Annotated in this window: 24 protein-coding genes; 13 read left to right on the forward strand and 11 right to left on the reverse strand. The window is 44.4% G+C overall.

Annotated features, from left to right (window positions below; genetic code table 11):
- Positions 1-12 precede the first annotated feature (12 nt).
- Positions 13-552 carry a M48 family metallopeptidase gene (locus tag AC2D6U_RS03560; protein WP_484719567.1) on the forward strand — a complete coding sequence of 180 codons (540 nt, stop codon included), beginning with the start codon at positions 13-15 and terminating at the stop codon, positions 550-552.
- On the opposite strand, the gene AC2D6U_RS03565 is transcribed toward AC2D6U_RS03560, so the two are convergent.
- Positions 553-1,791: an anthranilate synthase component I family protein gene (locus AC2D6U_RS03565; protein WP_484719568.1), complete on the reverse strand. Its 1,239-nt coding sequence runs from the start codon at positions 1,789-1,791 to the stop codon at positions 553-555.
- Positions 1,792-1,893: 102 nt separating this feature from the next.
- Complete coding sequence (locus AC2D6U_RS03570) at positions 1,894-2,601, reverse strand: YceI family protein (RefSeq protein WP_484719569.1); 708 nt, start codon at positions 2,599-2,601, stop codon at positions 1,894-1,896.
- Positions 2,602-2,757: 156 nt separating this feature from the next.
- Between AC2D6U_RS03570 and AC2D6U_RS03575 the strand changes: the two genes are divergently transcribed.
- The 7 genes from AC2D6U_RS03575 to AC2D6U_RS03605 all read left to right on the forward strand — a co-directional run bounded on the left by AC2D6U_RS03575 (position 2,758) and on the right by AC2D6U_RS03605 (position 7,871).
- Positions 2,758-3,273 (forward strand): gamma carbonic anhydrase family protein, encoded by a 516-nt coding sequence (locus AC2D6U_RS03575; RefSeq protein WP_484719570.1) that lies wholly within the window; start codon positions 2,758-2,760, stop codon positions 3,271-3,273.
- A gap of 4 nt (positions 3,274-3,277) precedes the next feature.
- A complete protein-coding gene (locus tag AC2D6U_RS03580) occupies positions 3,278-3,793 on the forward strand; it encodes a DinB family protein (protein WP_484719571.1) in 516 nt (171 codons plus the stop codon).
- Positions 3,790-4,311 (forward strand): acyl-CoA thioesterase, encoded by a 522-nt coding sequence (locus AC2D6U_RS03585; RefSeq protein ID WP_484719572.1) that lies wholly within the window; start codon positions 3,790-3,792, stop codon positions 4,309-4,311. The genes AC2D6U_RS03580 and AC2D6U_RS03585 overlap by 4 nt, the downstream gene beginning before the upstream one ends.
- 50 nt (positions 4,312-4,361) lie before the next feature.
- Positions 4,362-4,913, forward strand: coding sequence for a hypothetical protein (locus AC2D6U_RS03590; RefSeq protein WP_484719573.1), 552 nt, complete (start codon positions 4,362-4,364; stop codon positions 4,911-4,913).
- A 38-nt stretch (positions 4,914-4,951) separates the two neighbouring features.
- Positions 4,952-5,854 (forward strand): histone deacetylase family protein, encoded by a 903-nt coding sequence (locus AC2D6U_RS03595; protein WP_484719574.1) that lies wholly within the window; start codon positions 4,952-4,954, stop codon positions 5,852-5,854.
- 2 nt (positions 5,855-5,856) lie between these two features.
- A complete protein-coding gene (locus AC2D6U_RS03600; RefSeq protein ID WP_484719575.1) occupies positions 5,857-6,087 on the forward strand; it encodes a hypothetical protein in 231 nt (76 codons plus the stop codon).
- Positions 6,088-6,191: 104 nt separating this feature from the next.
- Positions 6,192-7,871: an OmpA family protein gene (locus AC2D6U_RS03605; RefSeq protein ID WP_484719576.1), complete on the forward strand. Its 1,680-nt coding sequence runs from the start codon at positions 6,192-6,194 to the stop codon at positions 7,869-7,871.
- Here the strand turns inward: AC2D6U_RS03605 and AC2D6U_RS03610 are convergent.
- Genes AC2D6U_RS03610 through AC2D6U_RS03625 form a run of 4 tightly spaced genes read right to left on the reverse strand, consistent with a single transcriptional unit; the run spans position 7,861 to position 13,352 of the window.
- Entirely contained in the window at positions 7,861-8,271 is a 411-nt protein-coding gene (locus tag AC2D6U_RS03610) for an acyl-CoA thioesterase (protein WP_484719577.1), read from the reverse strand. The two genes, AC2D6U_RS03605 and AC2D6U_RS03610, sit on opposite strands and share 11 nt — an antisense overlap.
- Before the next feature lie 2 nt (positions 8,272-8,273).
- Complete coding sequence (locus AC2D6U_RS03615) at positions 8,274-9,233, reverse strand: hypothetical protein (protein WP_484719578.1); 960 nt, start codon at positions 9,231-9,233, stop codon at positions 8,274-8,276.
- Positions 9,234-9,275: 42 nt separating this feature from the next.
- The gene (ggt, locus tag AC2D6U_RS03620; protein WP_484719579.1) at positions 9,276-10,964 is read right to left on the reverse strand and encodes a gamma-glutamyltransferase; all 1,689 of its coding nucleotides are present in this window, start codon (positions 10,962-10,964) and stop codon (positions 9,276-9,278) included.
- 9 nt (positions 10,965-10,973) lie between these two features.
- Positions 10,974-13,352: a prolyl oligopeptidase family serine peptidase gene (locus AC2D6U_RS03625; protein WP_484719580.1), complete on the reverse strand. Its 2,379-nt coding sequence runs from the start codon at positions 13,350-13,352 to the stop codon at positions 10,974-10,976.
- A gap of 233 nt (positions 13,353-13,585) precedes the next feature.
- Between AC2D6U_RS03625 and AC2D6U_RS03630 the strand changes: the two genes are divergently transcribed.
- Complete coding sequence (locus AC2D6U_RS03630) at positions 13,586-13,912, forward strand: response regulator (protein ID WP_484719581.1); 327 nt, start codon at positions 13,586-13,588, stop codon at positions 13,910-13,912.
- A gap of 50 nt (positions 13,913-13,962) precedes the next feature.
- Here AC2D6U_RS03630 and AC2D6U_RS03635 read toward each other — a convergent pair whose 3' ends face one another.
- Positions 13,963-15,321 carry a sigma-54-dependent transcriptional regulator gene (locus tag AC2D6U_RS03635; RefSeq protein WP_484719582.1) on the reverse strand — a complete coding sequence of 453 codons (1,359 nt, stop codon included), beginning with the start codon at positions 15,319-15,321 and terminating at the stop codon, positions 13,963-13,965.
- A gap of 97 nt (positions 15,322-15,418) precedes the next feature.
- Here AC2D6U_RS03635 and AC2D6U_RS03640 point away from each other — a divergent pair, with 97 nt between their 5' ends.
- The gene (locus AC2D6U_RS03640; protein WP_484719583.1) at positions 15,419-16,429 is read left to right on the forward strand and encodes an arginase family protein; all 1,011 of its coding nucleotides are present in this window, start codon (positions 15,419-15,421) and stop codon (positions 16,427-16,429) included.
- 26 nt (positions 16,430-16,455) lie between these two features.
- Here AC2D6U_RS03640 and AC2D6U_RS03645 read toward each other — a convergent pair whose 3' ends face one another.
- Positions 16,456-16,890, reverse strand: coding sequence for a peptidylprolyl isomerase (locus tag AC2D6U_RS03645; protein WP_484719584.1), 435 nt, complete (start codon positions 16,888-16,890; stop codon positions 16,456-16,458).
- A gap of 44 nt (positions 16,891-16,934) precedes the next feature.
- Here AC2D6U_RS03645 and AC2D6U_RS03650 point away from each other — a divergent pair, with 44 nt between their 5' ends.
- On the forward strand, positions 16,935-17,384 hold the full coding sequence (locus AC2D6U_RS03650; protein ID WP_484719585.1) for a DUF4442 domain-containing protein: 450 nt from the start codon (positions 16,935-16,937) through the stop codon (positions 17,382-17,384).
- A 1-nt stretch (position 17,385) separates the two neighbouring features.
- On the opposite strand, the gene AC2D6U_RS03655 is transcribed toward AC2D6U_RS03650, so the two are convergent.
- Both AC2D6U_RS03655 and dinB read right to left on the reverse strand, forming a co-directional pair.
- A complete protein-coding gene (locus AC2D6U_RS03655) occupies positions 17,386-17,853 on the reverse strand; it encodes a MaoC family dehydratase (protein WP_484719586.1) in 468 nt (155 codons plus the stop codon).
- A 41-nt stretch (positions 17,854-17,894) separates the two neighbouring features.
- Positions 17,895-18,992, reverse strand: coding sequence for a DNA polymerase IV (dinB, locus tag AC2D6U_RS03660; RefSeq protein WP_484719587.1), 1,098 nt, complete (start codon positions 18,990-18,992; stop codon positions 17,895-17,897).
- 60 nt (positions 18,993-19,052) lie between these two features.
- On the opposite strand from dinB, the gene AC2D6U_RS03665 reads away from it, so the two are divergent.
- Positions 19,053-19,247 carry a hypothetical protein gene (locus AC2D6U_RS03665; RefSeq protein ID WP_484719588.1) on the forward strand — a complete coding sequence of 65 codons (195 nt, stop codon included), beginning with the start codon at positions 19,053-19,055 and terminating at the stop codon, positions 19,245-19,247.
- Positions 19,225-19,695 (forward strand): DUF2452 domain-containing protein, encoded by a 471-nt coding sequence (locus AC2D6U_RS03670; protein WP_484719589.1) that lies wholly within the window; start codon positions 19,225-19,227, stop codon positions 19,693-19,695. Before AC2D6U_RS03665 ends, AC2D6U_RS03670 begins: the two co-directional genes overlap by 23 nt.
- A 107-nt stretch (positions 19,696-19,802) precedes the next feature.
- Here the strand turns inward: AC2D6U_RS03670 and AC2D6U_RS03675 are convergent, their stop codons facing one another.
- Positions 19,803-20,420, reverse strand: a complete 618-nt coding sequence (locus AC2D6U_RS03675) for a deoxynucleoside kinase (protein ID WP_484719590.1) — start codon at positions 20,418-20,420, stop codon at positions 19,803-19,805.
- Positions 20,421-20,424 lie beyond the last annotated feature (4 nt).

Here is a 20,424-nt window from a genome sequence, read left to right on the forward strand (position 1 = left end):
CAGAGCAATGCATTGGCAGGTTTTGAATGGGATTATAATTTGATCGAGAATGATACGCTTGTGAACGCATGGTGTATGCCCGGTGGAAAAGTAGCTTTTTACACGGCAATATTGCCTATTTGTCAAGACGAAACAGGTGTTGCCGTGGTGATGGGGCATGAGATCGCCCATGCCATCGCCAAGCACGGACAAGAAAGAATCAACCAAGGGGCCATCTCTAATACGGCGCTCAATATTGGTGCTGTGGCATTGGGACAGAATCCTTCGTTAGGAGAGAAATTGATCTTTTATGGAATAGGGTATGGGTCACAGTTTGGGATGTTGGCCTATTCAAGAACGCACGAGTCAGAATCGGACGAAATAGGACTGTATTTAATGGCTGCTGCCGGGTATGAGCCCAGAGAAGCGCCTAAGTTTTGGGAGCGGATGTCTGGAGGAGGCGCCGAACCCCCTGAATTCATGTCCACTCACCCGAATCATTCCACGCGGGTAGAACAGCTAGAACAACTGATGCCAAAAGCAATGGAATACTACGAGGCCAGTCAGAAATGATCATTCCTTGATCAATGCCAACAGAGCTTTGGCTTTGATGAAGCATTCTTCGTATTCATTGGCAGGTAGGGCATCGTAGGTGATGGCGCTACCGACATGAAAACCATACTTTTTCGTTGCCAAATTGAGGAAAAGGCTGCGAATCAAGACATTGAAGTCAAAATCGCCATTGGGATCAAAATAACCGGCTGCTCCTGAAAAGGCACCTCTCTTGCTGCGTTCATACACCTCTGTGAGTTCCATTACCTTCTTCTTGGGTGCGCCTGTCATGCTACCCATCGGGAAGGCATATTGTATGGCTTTTAAGGCAGTGGTCTCTTCTTTCATTTCTGCCCTAATGGTGGAGATCATTTGATGAACATGCTCGAAGGTATAGATGCCAAACATTTCCTCGACGATCACAGACCCGGCTTTGGCATTTCTTGCCAAATCATTTCTGACCAAATCAACGATCATCATATTTTCGGCCAATTCTTTTTCGTCGTTGCGCAGAGCGACCTTGAGCGCTTCATCCTCTGCTTGCGTTTTGCCTCGTGGTTTTGTGCCCTTAATGGGTTGAGAGATCAATTGCTGCCCTACTTTTTTCAAAAATCGCTCAGGTGAAGCGCAGAGTATGGCATGTTGCTTAAACTTTTGCAAACATGAAAAGGGTTTAGGCGACAGCGTATTTAATCTCGTATAAAGTGAGGCGAGATCGACCCTTTCGAACTCACCAAAAAAGCCCTGACAGAAATTGATCTCATAAAAATCACCTTCAACGATGTGTTCGATGAGTCGATTGACCGTCTCGATGTAGCTTTTCTTGTCAAACTCCGGCGAGGCCTTACCAAACACGGACGAAGAAGCGGGCACATTATGGGCATTGATCTGCTCGAAGATTTGGTCATCCCCAAGCAATAATTCTGCCTGGTCGCCATCGATTTCGATCAGGTAAGAAGGTCTGAAAAAATTGAGGTCAGGAAAAGCGAGCCTGTCTTGATTGGTGCTGGTTAAACCGTGTAATTCATTTTTCAAGTCATAGCCTAGGTAGCCAAAACACCATTCATTCAAAACGAATTGTTCAAGATCTCCAAAGCTGTTTTGGGGTGACTGCAGTTTTTCTCGAGCACCAATGGCCAGCAGATGTCGGTATCCGTTGTGGGGATACGCCGTGTCATTGTGTTGATGGTAAGAAAAGTAATCGAAATGCGTGTCGGCATAACTGATGGCTTGGGTAATCCACTCTTTTGAAATGATCATGCGTTTCACGGATTTCGAATGGCTGTAAAAATAGTAGATTAAGAGGGTACAAAAAAAGCCTCACCGGTAGGTAAGGCTTTTGATTAATTTCCTCCTTTGCAATTACATAGTTGCCGCTTGCGTTCCAGCTTCTAATTCGAAACCAACGTTGACCGTGTTGTAGATGAACTTATCTTTCGCTTTGTCAGCTACTGAAGACTCATCTTGGTACATTAGTTTCCAATCCGTTCTGTTGATGTTGAAGCTTGCTTTGGCCTTTACCACACCATTTTCTAGGCTCACCCATGCTGGGAACGTAATGTTCTTCGTTACGCCTCTCATGGTCAGGTTACCAGAAATGAAATGTGTTGGGTTTTCCACCATGATCTCACTCAAGGATGCCGGAGCAAATTCTGTTGCGAATTCTTCTTTGTCGTTACCCAATTGCGCTTGTGCAAAAGGTGTAGCACCAGTGATCTCAAATTGAGCAGATGGGAAGTTCTCGGCATCAAAGAAATCGGCAGACATCAAATGACCTCTTAGTTTCTCATTCCATTCTGAGTCAGCGGGTAAATCAAGAACAACCAATGAACTGATGTCGATGTCAAAAGAACCTCCGACAACGGCATCGTTCTGAACCAATACTTCACCACCAGCAACGCTAATGGTTCCGTTGTGCTTACCTGCAGGCTTAGATCCTATCCAAGTCACCACAGAGTTCTCTGCATTTACAGAAATTGAACGAGCATCTTCGGTTTCAGTGACCTGTTGTGCTTCAGAAGTTTCTACAGTATTGCTGTTCGATCCGCATGACCAAACAATTGCTAGCATAGCTAGTAGGGCGAAAGTTGATTTTAAAGTTTTCATATCGAGTATAATTATGTTTTCTTAGGATAAATTTTAATTCAATGCAGTTCTTTTTGTCAAACCACTGTGGTAACTAATGGTTTGAATAAAAAGTTCATGTTGGTACATATAAATTTTTAAATGGCACTGATCAAAGGAGTAAAAGGAGTCAAGCCACGAATCGACAGCACCTGCTGGTTAGCCGATAATGCTACGGTCGTAGGGGATGTGACAATGGGAAAGCACAGCAATTTATGGTTCAATACCGTCATAAGAGGAGACGTATGCAAAATTCAACTTGGTGAGAACTGCAACATTCAAGACAATGCAGTGATTCATGGTACGTTGAATCATTCAGAAACCATTTTAGGGAATAATGTTTCCGTAGGGCATAGTGCCATCATCCATGGCTGTCAGATCGAGGATAATGTGTTGATCGGCATGGGAGCAATTGTGATGGACAATGCCATCATTAAAAAAGGGGCAATGGTTGCCGCGGGTGCCGTGGTCTTAGCCAATACGGTTGTGCCCGAAAACACCCTGTTTGCCGGGACCCCTGCCAAAATGGTCAAGGCTATTGATGAGCGATTAAGAAAAGTAATTGATAAAACGCCCGAGCATTACATCATGTATACGGGTTGGATAGATAAAGACTAGTCAAATGATCAACCTTCCTCATGCGCATGAATATAATGCCTTCTATGCCGGCTATGTACAGGCTGTAGGGGAGCAAGACGTTCTGGTGGCTTTAAAAAAGCAACTAAAATCTGTACCGGACCTGTTGTGGTCTATCAAAAAAGACAAGCAGGACTATGCATATGCACCAGGCAAGTGGACCATCAAGCAGTTGCTACAGCATCTAAATGATGTAGAGCGCGTGTTCACCTATCGAGCATTTTGTTTTGCCAGAGGCGACAAACAGGCTCAGCCTGGCATGGACCAAGACCTTTACCTCATGAATGTTGATCTACGCGAAGTGCCTTTTGCGGGGATGATCGACGAGTTCGTCTCGCTACGCGTTGCTACGATTTGCTTATTAGAACGATTGAGTGAACTTCAATTGGATCAGGTAGGGAAGGCTGATGGACAACCGATCACCGTACGTGCGCTGGCTGCGATCACCGCCGGACATGTTCAGCATCACATCACAATATTGAAAGAACGCTATCTTCCATGAGTATTCTCGATACCAGTAAACAATACGCAACCGAAACCAGATCGCGCACCATCATTCGTTTTCAAGACTGTGATCCGCTTCAACATTTGAATAATGCGAAATATTTCGACTACTTTTTCAATGCACGAGAAGACCAGGTACCTAAACTTTATGGAGTAGAGATCCGCGACCTAATTGCCAAGTTCGATGCCATTTGGGTCGTTTACAACCACCACATTGCCTACCTCAGGTCGGCCATGTTAGGAGAGTGGGTAAGCATTAGAACACGCTTAATTTGGTATAACGAGGACACTGTCGTTGTGGAATACCTGATGTTGGACGAGCAAGAAACGCACTTGAAAACAGTGCTTTGGACAACATTGAAATATGTTAGCATGAAAACTAGCAAGAAAACGGCCCATTCGGAAGAACTTACTGAGTACCTGGAGATCATCCGGCATAAAGGAGTCGATTACCACCCGCAACGCTTTGATGATCGCGTTAAGCAGCTAAAACAAGAGCTGAAAAATGGCTTTTGAAAGAATGATGAATTCTGTTAACTTATTTCACGAAATGAAATACCATTAGTATGTCCGCAAATTTAGGTTTTGATGCACAAGAGATTGAAAAGCTCAAGGAAGAGATGCAAGCTGCCGGTCAATCGTATGTTGTCATAGAGTCAGAAGACAACAATGACGACTTCATGAATTTTTATTTTGTCGGAGTTTATGAAGGGCGCGAGGTGATCTATGATGCGGCACTCTATACCTTGAAGATGCAGCACAATAGTGAGGTGTTTGAATTGGCGCAGCATAAGGTGGCCAAGAAATTTCCCAACTACAAAGAGATCGATTACCAAGAAGACGAAAATGGCGACATTGCTCCTTTAGATGATCTTGACGAGGAGATCGGCCTATACCTCACAGAGGTGATGGATGAGTTAGAGGAAGAGGAAGCCGTGAAGGTTCACGAACACGTAGACGTGGATCCAAAAATTGACTACGGGATTGGCATAGACGCCGGATTGAACGTAGAAGCCATTACACCCGAGGTTATCGAAGGGTTTATTACGGACTACAACAATGCCTCACTCAAACTAGACCCCACACATTATTCTTTTCAATTTCAAGAAGATAACTGATCTCGTAAACAATTCTTCTTTGTATTGATTAGCATGATATGCTAAAAATTGCCTGGGCACCGATTTATGCACACCCTTTACCGAAGAACCATCGCTTTCCGATGGAGAAATACAATTTGCTTCCTGAACAGCTACTTTATGAAGGCACCATCACAGAGGAGAATTTTTTTGCTCCTGAACCGCTCGCTGAAGCCTTGGTTATCCGCACGCATGATGACAAGTATTGGGAAAAGCTGAAGGGGCTGTCGCTGGATAGAAAAGAAGAAAGACGAACGGGTTTTCCTCTTTCAAAGCAATTAGTCGATCGAGAGATTGTCATCATGAATGGTACATTGCAAGCCGCTCAGTTTGCTTTAACTCATGGTGTAGCAATGAATATCGCAGGGGGTACGCATCATGCGTTTACGGACCGAGGCGAAGGGTTTTGTTTGTTGAATGATATTGCCATCGCCTCTCATTATTTATTGGACAATCAGCTAGCCAAGAAAATCCTTGTCATAGATCTGGATGTTCACCAAGGAAATGGCACCGCACAAATATTTGCAGAAGATGGCAATGTGTTTACGTTTAGCATGCACGGCGAAAAGAACTATCCCATGCACAAAGAGCAATCTGACCTAGACATTGCTTTGCCCGATGGCATAACAGATGGTCCCTATTTATCTTTACTTGATCGGCACCTGAAAAAGTTGCTGGACGAACAGCAACCTGACTTTATCTTTTTTCAAAGCGGTGTCGACGTCCTTGCCACTGATAAATTGGGCCGTTTAGGGCTCAGTATAGACGGTTGTAAACTGCGCGACGAACTGGTGCTCTCCCTGGCAAAGGCCCATCAAATTCCCATTGTCGCCAGCATGGGTGGTGGATATTCAGAGAAGATCGCGCACATTGTTGAGGCACATGCCAATACTTATCGTTTGGCGCAATCCATTTATTTTTAGGGATGGAAAGGACAAAAAGAAATTGGTTACTGTTTAGCGCCAGCGGCCTGGCCACCATTGGTTTCGGGCTGAGTCTGATGGGGGAAGCCCTGATTCGCAAATATGAGGCAGTTAGTTGGCATGATTGGTTTTGGATTGGTACCCTGGCTTTGGTCATTGTAAATTCTGGCATCGCCCTATTCGGCAAAGCCATAACACTTCGTGTTCGATTAGACCAGGAAGAGAACAAATAACTTTTTTTCATGGCTTAACGTATTTTATAGGTTGTGATGCTAACTGGTCTCATGCAAATTTCAATATTTGTGTAATAATTTTATTCCCAAGGAGTTTCTTCAATATGCTGAGTAGAGTCTTGGCCCTCGTGGTCTTAATGAGTTTTGTTTTTCAATTATCAGGGCAAGAGCTCATGCATGATAAAATTGACAGCATTAACTCACCCTATGACGAGTTTAACCCGGCTGTTTCACCAGATGGCCAAACCATCTACGTGACCCGAGGCGGACATGCTCAGAATATCGCCGGTGTGATTGATATGGGTGATATTTGGTATGCCAATAAAACAGCTAACGGATGGACACGTCTCAAACACGGAGGATCTATCTTAAATCATCAAGGGTTAAACGGCGTAGTTGGATTTTCAAGCGAAGGAGAACGGATGTATTTGCTGAATTATTTTGATCCGGACGGCAACGGCGGAGGTAATTTACGCAATGGCATAGCGGTTAGCCAACGAGTGAATGGAGAGTGGTCTACTCCTGAACGACTTTCAATTCAATACTTTCAAAATAAGTCCAGCCACTTGAGTGCAACGATTTCAAGAGATGAAAATGTGTTGATCATGGCCATGGAATCTTACGTCTCCGAAGGAAACGAAGACCTCTACGTCTCCTTCAAACAAGAGGATGGCACATGGACTCAGCCTCAAGGTTTGGGCCCTGCAATTAATACCTACGGTCAAGAATTAACGCCTTTTTTGGCGGACGATAATCGCACGCTTTATTTTTCAAACAACACACGAGATGGTTTAGGTGGGCGCGATATTTACATGAGTGTGCGAGAAGAGGGAAGTTGGACAAATTGGTCGGAGCCCATGAACCTTGGGCCTGCACTAAACACTGAAGGCATTGAACGTGGCTTTTACCTACCCAAAGGCAGTTTGACCGCCTATTTTTCAACTACGCAGAATAGTGAGGGGCGTGGTGATATCTTTACATTTGCGCTAGGACAACCACATCAAGTAGAAGAAGATTCCGTGGTATTAGTTGCAGAAGAAGCATCTTCAATGGTTCTGAAAGATAGCCTTTTGCTTGAAGCCGCTCGTGAGGATTCAGTACCCAAACTCCAACCAACAGTACCTGAAATAGTTGAACCCACACCTCCGATGGTTGTGATGACCTTCCAAGTGCTCGATACCGAAACCGATGAGCCGGTGAATGCCACCGTCACCTTATCAGGCAAAGGCGATAAGGTGACCTTCGAGACCGATCAACTCGAAGGTGATCAGAAGTTCATGAAGGCTTTTCCAGAAGGGGATACCATTGTGGTGGACATCCAAGCAGCAGGGTATCTCGATTACAATGAGAAATTCATTGCTGCCGCAACCCCAAGAGGCTTGGATAATGAGTTTGGTACAGCTGTTGAAGCCTTTCGCATGACGCGCAAGCAGGTAGGCACAGCAGTGAAGATAGAGAATGTATTTTTCAAAAGGGGTAGTGCGAGCTTTCTTGAACCCGATATCGCCCATCAGCAGATCGATGAATTGGTTACGTTGATGAATAAGAACCGTGATGTCCATATCCGATTGGAAGGACATACGGACGCCAGCGGAGACGAGAGTCTATTGAAGGCTTTGTCTGAAGCTCGCGTTAAGACTGTGAAACGATATATGGTCAGTCAAGGGATCGAGGAGAATAGAATTGAAGTCGTGGGTTTGGGAGGCACGCGTCCTGTTGCATCAAATGACACAGCGGAAGGCCGTGAAATGAACAGACGCGTAGAGTTTGTGATCATTCGCTAGACTCATAAAACGAGTCGACCATTTCCTGAGGACACCTTACGGGTTTATTATTCTTTCGATCAAGCATGACCCAAACGGTGCGGCATGTGCAAACCAGTACGCCACTATGCTGGTGATAGATTTCCACAACACGGTTGCTCTTTACTCCATCAAATGAATTAATGTAGGTGCGCAAGGTCAGCTGATCGTTAAGAAAAGCTGGTTTTTTATACTCGATATGATGACTCAAAGCAACCCATACATAGTCCATCAACCAGCTGGGCTTTGCTTCTTCTTCCCAATGTGCCTTGGCAACATCTTGAACCCATTGCAGGTATTGTACATTGTTGACATGCTGATTTTCATCGAGGTGTTTGTGTTCCACGACGACGGGCATTTCGAAAACCTTCACTTTGGACATCTCTAGTAGCTTATTTTCCTGATTTCTTCCCGAATGGCGATGCCATTCTCATAAGTGATCTTTTTGATCCAATTCTTGTGTGAATCGTAGCTGTAGAAGGTGGCAAAACGATTCACCTTCGTGCCGGCAATCGTTCTGGATTCATATTCAATTAGGTCATCATAAATGAAGATTTCTCGAAACCGGGACCTGAATTTAGAAGAATCATTCTGCTCATAATAGCCCTTGATGTTGACGCGTAAGGAGTCTGAGATGATTTCAAATTGCAGCTCAGCGGGTGAGCCATCTTGCTCATAAATGATCGTTCGCTGAATGGTGGAGTCCGGATAATTGGAATAGATGATCTTCCTGAGTAACTGATCGCCTTGATAAACATTCACTTCTTTGTCACCCGGTGATTCTTGTTCATAGCGATTGACAAATCGTTTTTGGCTATTCAATTGGTCTTCTCTCGAGTAGTATGATTCTTCGATCAGATCGCCCTGTTGATCATAGGCAAATTCCCAATAATGCTTAAGTCTTCCTTCACCGTGAAATTCACTTTTTTTGATTGGTCGAAAATCGGAGTTATAAGTGACAACTACCTTTGAATGCACCTGGCCGTTTCGCCTGAAGTTGGTCTCAGTGGCAATTAAATGGTCGTCATCATAGGCATAGACCGATTCAACTAGCGGGCTGTTTTTCCTGACCTGCTTTTTTATTCTTCCGTGGTCGTCGTATTCATAGGAAAGAAAGAGATCGTCATTCGCGAAAAAGTTGATCTCATGTTGACGGTCATTCCGGAGTTGAACTTGAATAGACAATTCATCCTTCACAAGTTTGCTCTTGGCCTTGTCATAATTCCTGTAGCTGATCAGATAAGCATTCGGTTGATCATAAAGCTTGCTGTCGAAGGAGAATTCTTCTAAGTCCTCTGCAGGAAAGGAGGGGAGTTGCTCAGAAAAACATAGATGGCAAAGCATTAGGCCTAGCCATAAATAATGACATCGCATGATTAAATATAATCAGAATCCTGCAGCATTGTCGTCGCCCCTTGGGTCAGCGCCCCCTTCGAGGCGGCCATCTGGTAAAACCAGAATAGCATCTACTCTGCCTATGGCGCTTCGTTCAAAGAATTGATGGCCCATTTCTACTAATGTACCTCTTACTTCGGGTGAAAAACCATTGCGCTCGACTGAAATTCCATCAGGAAGCCATTGATGGTGAAACCTCGGCGCGTTTACCGCTTCCTGCATGCCCATGTTCCATTCTACCACGTTCAAAACAGTTTGGAAAACGGAGGTAATGATGGTAGAACCTCCCGGCGTTCCGACAACCATAAAGAGCTCACCGTTTTTGGTGATGATGGTTGGTGTCATGGAGCTGAGCATTCGCTTTTCAGGAGCGATGGCGTTGGCTTCACCACCAACGAGACCGAACATGTTTGGTGTGCCTGGTTTAATGCTAAAATCGTCCATTTCGTTATTCAGCAAGAAACCTGCTCCACCAACATATACTTTACTGCCCATTCCTCCATTCAAGGTGGTCGTAACAGATACTGCATTGCCCATCGGGTCGACCACCGATAAATGTGTGGTTTCGTTGCTTTCGTAGAGTGCGGGATTTCCGGCACCAATAGCGTCACTGGAAGTGGCTCGATTCGGATCAAAGTCGTTCATGCGTTCCAGCATGTAAGCTTTATTCATTAAGCCTTCCTTTGGAACGTCGTAGAAGTCTTCATCCCCCAGATGTTCCGCTCTGTCGGCGTAGACTCTTCTCTCTGCTTCGGCGATCAAATGCATGCTTTCCACTCCATGAAAATCCATGCTTGACAGGTCGTAATCCTCTACAGCGTTGAACAGCTGGCTCAAGGCAATTCCACCACTGGAGGGGGGAGGCATTGAGATAAATTCGTATGCTCTGTACTTCCCTTTGATCGGATCGCGCCATTTCGCTTCATAGCTTTTCAGGTCTTCCAAGGTAATGATGCCTTGCCCTCTTTTCATTTCCTCTACGATCAAGCGTGCGGTTTCTCCCTCATAGAAGCCATCTCTTCCGTTGTCCCGGATTCTTGTCAATGTGGCGGCTAGTTCGGGTATACTGACCACGTCACCTTCTTGCCAAGCAGTGCCTTCTTCTGCGATGAAAAAGTCAGGCTGGACGGTATTGTAGGTGATCAAGGCTTCTCGGTTTCTGTTCAGATTGGCGGCTTCTCTTGCGGTCAAGGCCCAACCATTTGCGGCAAGGTCAATGGCCGGCTGCACTAGCTTTTTCCAATCCATGCTACCGTATTTGAGGTGGGAAGCATAAAGACCTGCAACAGTGCCTGGCACACCCGCGGCAAGGTGCCCCCGAATGCTCGCATCCTCGATCACTTCTCCTTCTTCATCGAGGTACATGTCTTTTCGGCTGTTGAGCGGGGCTTTTTCTCTGTAGTCAAGGGTAGCGATCTCACCGTTGGCCATACGAGCGACTAAGAAACCACCGCCACCAATATTGCCGGCGCCGGGATAGACCACGGCCAAGGCGAATTGGGTGGCAATGGCTGCATCGACGGCGTTCCCGCCTTTTGCCATGATTTCCTTCCCCACAGCACTTGCCAAAGGATGAGCCGAAACGACCATCGCTTTTTCACTGATAAGCCCTCGCTCATTCTTCGGGCTACATGCATACATAAAAGCGCTTAACATGGTCAGGAGGATCAGTTGCTTCATAGAGTAGAATTAATCTTGACCAATGGTCGTTTCAAATAATTTTAAAATGCGTTTGTATTCGTCTGTCCAGCTACTTGGGGTAGTGAAACCGTGGTTTTCGACAGGGTATAAGGCCATTTCCCAATTGTCCTTACCTAGCTCGATCAAGCGTTGAGCAAGACGGACCACATCTTGGAAATGTACATTGGTGTCAACCATGCCATGGGCGATCAAGAGATTTCCTTCTAAACCTTCTGCAAAATAAATCGGTGAGCTTCTCTTGTAGGCAAGAGGATCTTCAATGGGGCTGTTCAGAATATTAGCCGTATAGCCGTGATTGTAGTGCGCCCAATCGGTGACGCTCCGCAAAGCAGCACCTGAGGAGATCACATCCGGATGATTGAACATGGCGAAGAGCGTGATGAATCCGCCGTAAGAACCGCCGTACATGCCTATTCGGTCAGGGTCAACTCCATGCTCACGGATCAGGAATTGTGCACCGTCAATTTGATCAGAGAGGTCTTTACCTCCCATGTGTCGGTAGATGCCCGTTCTCCAATCTCTGCCATAACCGGCGCTAGCTCTATAGTCAATATCCAAGACCGTATACCCTTTGGCCATCAGTAAGTTGTTGAACATAAATTCTCTGAAATAGCTGCTCCACCAATAATGGACATTTTGCAAATAGCCGGCACCATGTACAAAAATTACTGCTGCGCCATTAGGGTTCTCAGGCTTATAAAGCCTTGAGTAAACTTCTTCTCCGTCTTCAGCAGTAAAGGTAGTGACCTCAGGTTGATGCCAGTCGTATTGTTGAAAACCTTCTTTGAGACTTTCAGTCAGTTTTTTTGGCTCCGTATTTGGTTTATTTTCCTGCACATAGAGCTCCCAAGGTTGGTCGATGTATGAGTAGCGAATGGCCAAATGCGACTCGTCTGGAGAAAGGCTTACTTCATTATTGCCATCCATGGTGGTGAGTTGAGTGATTTTGCCGCCTTTGGCTGGCATCGAGTAGAAATGTCGGATACCCGGATGTTTCATGTTGGCCGTGAAATACCATTTTTTACCATCCTCGGAGAGAAAGGGGTCATATACCTCGTAATTGCCTTCGGTCAATTGTTTTTTGACACCACTGGAGAGATCATAACTGTACAAATGTGAATATCCACTAGCTTCTGATTGAAAGTAGATGGTCTTGTTGTCTGGCATGAAACCCAAGGTGCCTGAGCCATATTCACTGCCAATGCCCGGTCCGGCGATCCATGCTTCGTCACGCTGTCGATCAAGGGTAATCAATTCTCCAGTTTCGGGAACCAGGCGCATGATCCAACGATCTTTGTTATCGAGTGAAGCAAAATGGGCAACGGCATATTGGCCATCAGCAGACCAAATGATATCGTTTGCTGAAACGATACGGTCTTTTTTCTCCCATTCCTTATCCGGGTAATCTGAGACATAGTCCGGCAGGTCTTGGATACCTGGTAATTGGCTTTGGTCCAGTAGATAAAAGGAATCGGCTTCAATGTGGTAGATGCCCATCTGGAAAACGCCCTGGTCGCCACCTACTTTTGATCTTGCGTTGAGGTCTGTTGTGTAGCCACTTTGTGTTACGTAGTTGGGTACAATGGTACGTTTTGCGGGATTTTCTGGGGCCTTATAGACGCGAAAACTAACAAATTGACCATCTGGCGATAGCTGGATTTGGCTGGCATTGTCTACCTCGATTTGACTGAGGTAGTCACCTCTGTCATTCATGAAGCGAGAAAAATTCCTTCTTCTTCCACCGCCATCTCGTTGCTCTTTGAGATGTGCTGAGGTTAAGGCTTGGTCTCTTCTAAGCCAATTGTCTTGTTCGCTATTGCCTCCTGAGGAATTGTTATTCTCTCTTTCTCCCTCTTCTTCAGGGAAATTGAAGTTGGTCAGCTGGCGGGTTAAATTTTGGCTCAAGTTGATCAAGAAGAGGTTGTTTTCTGCGATAAAGGTGATCTGATCGTCCTTGTGAAATGCCGGGTTATTCTCAGACGCGTTAGTGGAGGTAAGTTGGGTTTCTTTTCCCGATTTGATGTTCTTGATGAACACATCACCGCCTCTTTCGAAGACAATCTGCTCTTTTTTTGAATCCCAACGGTAGTTAGAGGGCCAACCTTCCAAACGATCATCAGATTTTTCGGCAGTTCCGCCTTTTCTATCGATCACATACGTTGAGGAAGAACGTTCATTCGCTGGGTTCCAGTTAAAGAAAATGCGTTGGCCATCTTTGGACCAGGTTATATTAGACGGAGACGTCCCGATGAACGAATCCGGATCTTGCATGATCTCTTCTACTGTTAGTGCAGTTAAGGGTTTTTGTTGACCATAGGCAACGTGGAATGCAATGATTAAGAGTAAACAGGTTAATAGGTTTTTCATGAGCAGGAATTATATCATCAAACATAGTACAACTTCCTTTTTTTCAAAGTGGCATTTATATGTTTGGTGATGAGAATTTCTAAAAATGGGAATTCTTGTCCCGAAAATGAAGAGAAAAATGGTTGCCTCCCCGGGATATCCATGAAAACAGCCTTTTTCGTCACTAGAACAAGGCTTTGTTAGTTTGCCGCGTATTGGCATTGCTTTGGCCATGGATTGAGAAACGGCTGTCCATGAAAAAGCGAATTTTAGTTATTGACGATGACCTTTCAACGCGTCTCATCCTTCATCAGGTTTTGAACGAGAGGTATGAATTGACCACCTTGGCTAATGGGAGAGAAGCCTTAGAATGGTTGTTGGAAGGAAATGTAACAGATCTTGTGGTCACTGACTTGGAAATGCCTCAGCTGTCTGGAAATGACTTCATCAAGGCCTTATCCGGACACCCTTTGCTAGAGCATTTGCCAGTTATTGTGTTGAGCGGTTGCCCGAAGGTTGAACTAGAGCATTTTGCTGCATCCAGTAGGGTACAGGGTGTCATCTCTAAACCTTTTCATTAGAAGACACTACTTTGGCATATTGCGGTAGCCCTAAAGGTTGAGCTTTCGGCCTAGTTATCCTCCATCTCTTTCAGGTAGCGATAAATGCTTGATTTACCGATATCGAGCTTCTCAGCTACTTTTAGGACATTGTCGTCGTATTTGTCCAAGTAAAAGCGAATGATCTTGAAGGTGTAATCGCGCAAGGTCATTTCTTCGAGAAGGAATTGTCCTTCTTTTCGAAGGTGCTGAAGGTTGATGTCTTCCGCTTGGATGAGACTGTCCTCCGCCATGACGGTGGCCAACTCAACCACCGACTTCAATTCTCTTATATTTCCTGGCCAAGAATAATTCATGATTTTTTCTTGAGCTTCTGGGCTCAGTTTTGCCTTGGGCAGGTTGTTTTCCTTTGCAAAGGCGTCTAAGAAGTGTGTTGCTATGCGCAGTATATCTTTTTCTCGGTCTCTCAAGGGCGGAAGCTCAATGGGGATTCCCAACAGCCGATAATAAAGGTCCTCTCTGAAATTTCCATTCTTTACCTCTTCGGCCAGGTTTCTGTGGGTAGCAACTAAGACCCGCACGTCAAACTTCATGACCTCATTGCCTCCTATGCGCGTTAGTTCTCTCTCTTGAAGTACGCGCAGTAACTTGGCTTGTAGGCTGATGTCCATTTCACCGATTTCATCTAAAAATAAGGTGCCCTCATGCGCTTCTTCGAATTTACCTTTTCTACGCGCTAAGGCTCCAGTGAATGCACCTTTTTCATGTCCGAATAGTTCACTTTCCAACAGTGTTTCGGGAATGGCAGCCACATTTACAGCAACGAAAGGTTTTTGTTTCCGATCTGAGTTGTAGTGGATTGCCTTAGCAACTACTTCCTTGCCGGTTCCGGTTTCACCAGTAATGCTCACCGTGATGTTCGTCTTCACCGCTTTTTGCATCAGCTTGAAAACCTTCTGCATGGCTTTACTATCGCCTATGATGCTTTTTTCAAAGTCGTATTTTTCACTGATCTCCTCACGCAAATGAACGATCTCTTCTTTCATAGAAGCATGCTGCTTTGCATTATTGATCGAATTGAGGAGGCGATCTTTGGTTTCATTATCCTTGGTGATGTAATCGTATGCGCCGAATTTCAATAAGCCTACAGCTGTGTTGATGCTTTCCTGAGAAGAAACGATGATCACTTTGATCTCGGGGTTATATGAAAGTATGGCTTGCAGCACTTCTTCGCCGGGCAGATCGGGCAGTGAGTAATCCAAGGTCACCACGGCAGGGTTTTCATGGAGCCTTGCAAGACAGTCCCTTCCATTTTGAAAAGTTTCAACGACGTGGTCAGGGTTTAATTCTACAATGTACTTGACCATTTTGAGGTAGACGGGGTCGTCTTCTACTATAAAGATCTTGACTTCCTCAGGGGTGTACTCCATGTTCTAGGGCTTAAGTTTTAGATGAATTTATCAATTAATCATTCTTTTAAAAATCGTATCGGGCGCAATCGCGTCGGGGAATTCATTATTTTCGGTCATGTCATTCGCTCACCTCAACATTTTTGATTCATCTACCTTGAACAGTCTGCTTCAAGTGAGAAAAGGTGAGCATCGTTTAGGTCAGCGCGTCAGGCTTTTGGATAGAAAAGTGGAGGACCTACCGGCCTTAGTAAAAAAGGGTGTGCGGTTTGCGATTTTAGGAATTCCTGAATGTATTGGTCCACTGGGCAACGGAGGGAAAGCAGGTGCGGAGAATGCTTTTCGTGCATTCTTGCCCTATTTATTGAATGTGCAGAGCAATCGTTTTTTAGATGGCAAGGAACTAGTGCTTTTAGGCGAAGTAGACTTGGTCGATCTACAAACTGAAGCGCTTCAATTAGACCCCAACTCGGATTACTATTTCCAAAAATTGCACCTGATGTGTGAGCAGATCGATGAACGGGTTCAGCCAATCGTTGAGCAGATTGTAGCACACGGAATAATTCCGATCATCATCGGTGGCGGACACAATAATGCGCTGCCCATTATTTCTGGTGTTGCAGCTCAAATAGGTCCTGTTAATGTGCTGAATTTTGATGCGCACGCAGATTTTAGAGCCCTAGAGGGAAGGCATAGTGGAAATGGATTTTCTTATGCCATGCAGCGGAAGGTGTTGAACGCCTATGCTGTATTTGGTCTTCATCAGAATTACAATTCCGAGAACATGTTGAAGTCAATGGATTCTTCACAAGGAGTGAAGTATACCTTTTTAGAGGACATCCAGTATACTGATAAATTACTGCTTTCTTCCATTGAATTCTTGCAAAGCAGAGATTGTCCCATTGGTTTAGAGGTAGATATGGACGCCATTAGGATGATGCCGAGTAGCGCGCTTTCCCCAAGTGGTTTTTCTTTGGAACAGATGCGCTATTTTGTGAGAAAGACTACAACTGCCTTAAAACCAGTTTATCTGCACTTGGCAGAAGCGGCTCCAAAGACAAAGGAAGAGGAGTTAGTGGCAGGAAAATCTTTGGCTTATTTGGTCACAGATTTTATAAAAAGCAGCTAAAAAAAAGCCTCTTTTGAGGCTTTCTGTTAGTTTTCGTGAATCACGATCTTTTCAATTTTATCCCCTTGCTTGATATCGTCGATGACGTCTAAGCCCTCTACAACTTTTCCAAAGCAGGTGTGGTTTCGATCTAAATGAGCCGTATTGTCTCTGCTATGGCAGATGAAGAATTGGGAACCCCCTGTGTTTCTTCCTGCATGGGCCATGGAAAGCACACCTCTGTCGTGGTATTGGTTGTCGCCATCTAGTTCGCAATCTATAGAATAGCCGGGCCCACCAGCACCGGTGCCATCGGGGCAACCTCCTTGGATCACGAAGTTGGGAATGACCCGGTGAAAGGTCAATCCATCATAAAAACCTTTTTTAGAGAGGTCTGTGAAATTTTTTACCGTATTCGGCGCGTCATTTTCATAGAACTCTACAGTCATTGTCCCTTTTTCTGTTTGAATTTCTGCTGTCATTCGATTATTCGTTTTCTTTGGTCAAAATTAAGCGAATCTTCCGGATGTTCAGAATCTCAACTAGAACAAAACTCAAACTCATCAATTTTTATCCGCCCTTTCTCGGTGCAGGCATATGGGTAAAAAAGATCAGTGAAGATGGTCGTCATATTCAGGTGATCATGAAGATGCATTGGTGGAACAAAAACCTCTTCGGTACTCATTTTGGTGGTTCATTAGCCTCGATGACAGACCCTTTTTATGTGTTTATCTTAATGATGAATCTGGACAAAGGCTATATCGTTTGGGACAAGTCTTCTAAAATCGAGTTCATAAAACCAGGTAAGGGCACCATGTATTGTGACTTTAAGCTCAGTAGTACCCAAATAGAGGAAATCAAGCAAAAAGTGGATCTAGAAGGTAAATACTTACCCATTCTTTCTACTGAAATAAGAGACAAGGAACAGGCACTGGTGGCAAAAGTGCAAAAGGAATTGTATGTAAGAAAAAGGTGAACTATTTCTTGAAATGGTAGAGAAAAATGAACTCCCCGGTAAAGGCAGGTTTCTTTTGGTCTTTCACTTCCAATGCCACATTCAATTGACATTTTGAAATGCCCCTGAGATCAGCCAAGGAAGTCAACAGCACTCGAAGACGGACTTCACTGCCAACTACTACCGCCTGGTTAAATTTTAATTTTTCTATGCCGTAATTGATCATCATTTCGATGTTTCGAATTTCTGCGATCTGTTGCCAGAGGTAGGGTAGCAACGATACGGTCAAGTAACCATGTGCAATTGTTCCCCCAAACTTGCCTTCTTCTTTGGCCCTTTCTTCGTCCAAGTGAATCCATTGATGATCAAGTGTAGCGTCTGCAAACGCATTGATGCGTTCTTGATCGATGCGTAAATAGTCAGAGACACCAATTTCTTTTCCAATGTATGATTCAAACTCTTTGTGGCTCGAAATGATGACTTTTCCCATAAGATGTGATACAAGTGAACGCCTAATTTCTACTTAGTTCATTAGAATTCCAAAGTAAGTTGCAGCTCGGAAGGCACAGGTTTCGGAACTTCTTCGTCAAAGTTTGAAAGTGTAATGCCCAAAAGCCGAACGCCCTCGGCAAATTCTGACCATTGGATATCGCGTAAAAGGCTTTCGGTCAGTTCCATTATCTTTTGTTCAGACGTGATGTGCTCCTCTATTGTCATGCTCCGTGTGATTTGCGTGAAATCCTTGAATTTCACCTTAAGCGTGAGTGTTTTTCCATGTTTTTTGGCATTTGCTGACCTTCTTTGTACTTCTTCTGCAATGAGCGAAAGATTTTCCAACATGGGGCTCAGTTCGGTAAGGTCTTCATCAAAGGTTCGCTCAGCGCCAAGCGATTTTCTACTGCGGTGAGGATTCACAGGTCGATTATCGTTACCTCGAACAATATCATAATAGGAGAGACCGGATTTTCCAAACTTCAGGTAAAGTCCTTCCTTAGACCATTCTAACAGGTCGGATCCTTTATAGATGCCTAGATCTTCCATTTTTTTGGCGGTCACCTTGCCTACGCCAAAGAAATCTTTAATGGATAATTGTTTGAGAAAGGAGTGCACCTTCTCCGGGCCGATCAAGGTCAGCCCGTCGGGCTTGTCGTAATCGCTGGCGATTTTTGCCAAGAACTTGTTGATCGATATACCGGCAGATGCTGTCAAACCAAGTTCTGTTTTAATGCGTTGCTTGATCTCTTTCGCAATCAACGTCGCAGAGGGAATTCCTTTTTTATTCTTGGTGACATCGAGGAAGGCTTCGTCCAAAGAAAGAGGTTCAACCAGGTCCGTATAGTCATAGAAGATCTCCCTGATTTGCTCCGATATCTCCTTGTAACGTTCGAATTTAGGTTTGACAAAGATCAAATCGGGACACAATTGATAGGCACGTTTAGAAGACATGGCCGAGTGAACACCGAATGTACGAGCTTCATAACTTGCTGCAGCCACTACTCCTCGTTCTCTGCTTCCTCCCACAGCAATGGGTTTTCCGAGTAATTCCGGATCGTCTAATTGCTCAACTGAGGCATAAAAAGCATCCATGTCTACGTGAATGATTTTTCTAATTGTCGCCTCCTTCTCCATTTTTCTTGAAAATAGTACAGATTTCTCGAACTTTATGAGGAGAAATAGATTTCACTACACATGAAGCGGTCAAAAAAGGTCTTTTTGATAGTCGCCGTACTTTTTATCGCAGCCACCATTTTTGTGGGCTATGATATTGCGACAAAAACGTCTTTTCCAGGTTCAAAAACATACATGGAAGAGTCGATCGTTCCAGAGAAACAGGATTCCCTTAAGGATAAAGAAAAGCAAATTGGCACAGAAGAAATCAGGTAAAAAAATAGATATCGACCAGATCGATATGGAGCGGATGGAAGAAATGACCACGGAGAATCCGGGGATCATTCCATTCCCACACACTGTAGGTGGTGCAATGATCAAACCCGAGGACAAAGGGAAGATCAAGGGAAGGTCTCTTTCTGCCATGTATGAGCAGACGGAGCTTGACATGAAGCAGATCTACGAACAGATGCAGCTTTTGGCAAAGCAAGCGGAAACCATCCAAACAAGAGTAGAAGTTTCTGAGAGGATATACCAAGCCAAAATGACTTTTCAGCCCTTGATCGGTAAAATCTATCACCTTTACACCAATAAGAAGGGAGAAGATGTGTTGTCGATGGTGGCACCTGCAGAGTGGGGGAATAGCTTACCTTTTCAGGCGTTTATCTGTACGGCTAAATTGCTGTCAGACCATACTTGGGAGATCATTGAAAAAGGAGAATAAAAAATGTCCCGAAAAAATAAGCGGGACGTAGTGAGATAAAAAAGTAGAGTTATTTAATGCCTCAAAGGTAGGTTGCTTTTTTATCCTATTTTATGACTTAGCTCAGCTTATGAGAATAAACTGTTGAGTTCATAATTGATCTTTTCTACAATGAATGCAAAATCTTCGATGCGGCTGACAAAATCCAATTCATTGACATCAATTGTCAACACTTTGCCTTCCTTGTAATTGCTGATCCACTCGTCGTAGCGTTCATTGAGGTGTTTCAAGTATTCGATTCGGATCAATTCCTCATAAGACCGGCCTCTTTTCTGAATATTGGCTACGAGCTTAGGGATATCTGCTTTCAAATAGATCAATAAATCAGGAGGGGTGACATGTTTGATCATGGAGTGATAAAGCTCCAAATAATTTTGATGATCTCGTTCGGTCATATGCCCCGACTGGTACAAGTTTTTGGCAAAAATCTCACAGTCCTCATAAATGGTCCTGTCTTGGATTGAACCGTTGGGAGAGGCATCGATTTTGGCCACTTGATTGAATCTGCTATTAAGAAAATAGACCTGCAAATGGAAAGACCACCTGCCCATGTCTTCATAAAAATCCTTTAAGTAGGGATTGTCTTCCACCGATTCCAGTAACACTTCCCAACCAAATTGCTTTCCGAGCATTTTAGCCAAAGTGGTTTTTCCAGAACCAATATTGCCAGCAATTCCTACGTGCATTGCC

The sequence above is a fragment of the Roseivirga sp. YIW32 genome, assembly GCF_057219245.1.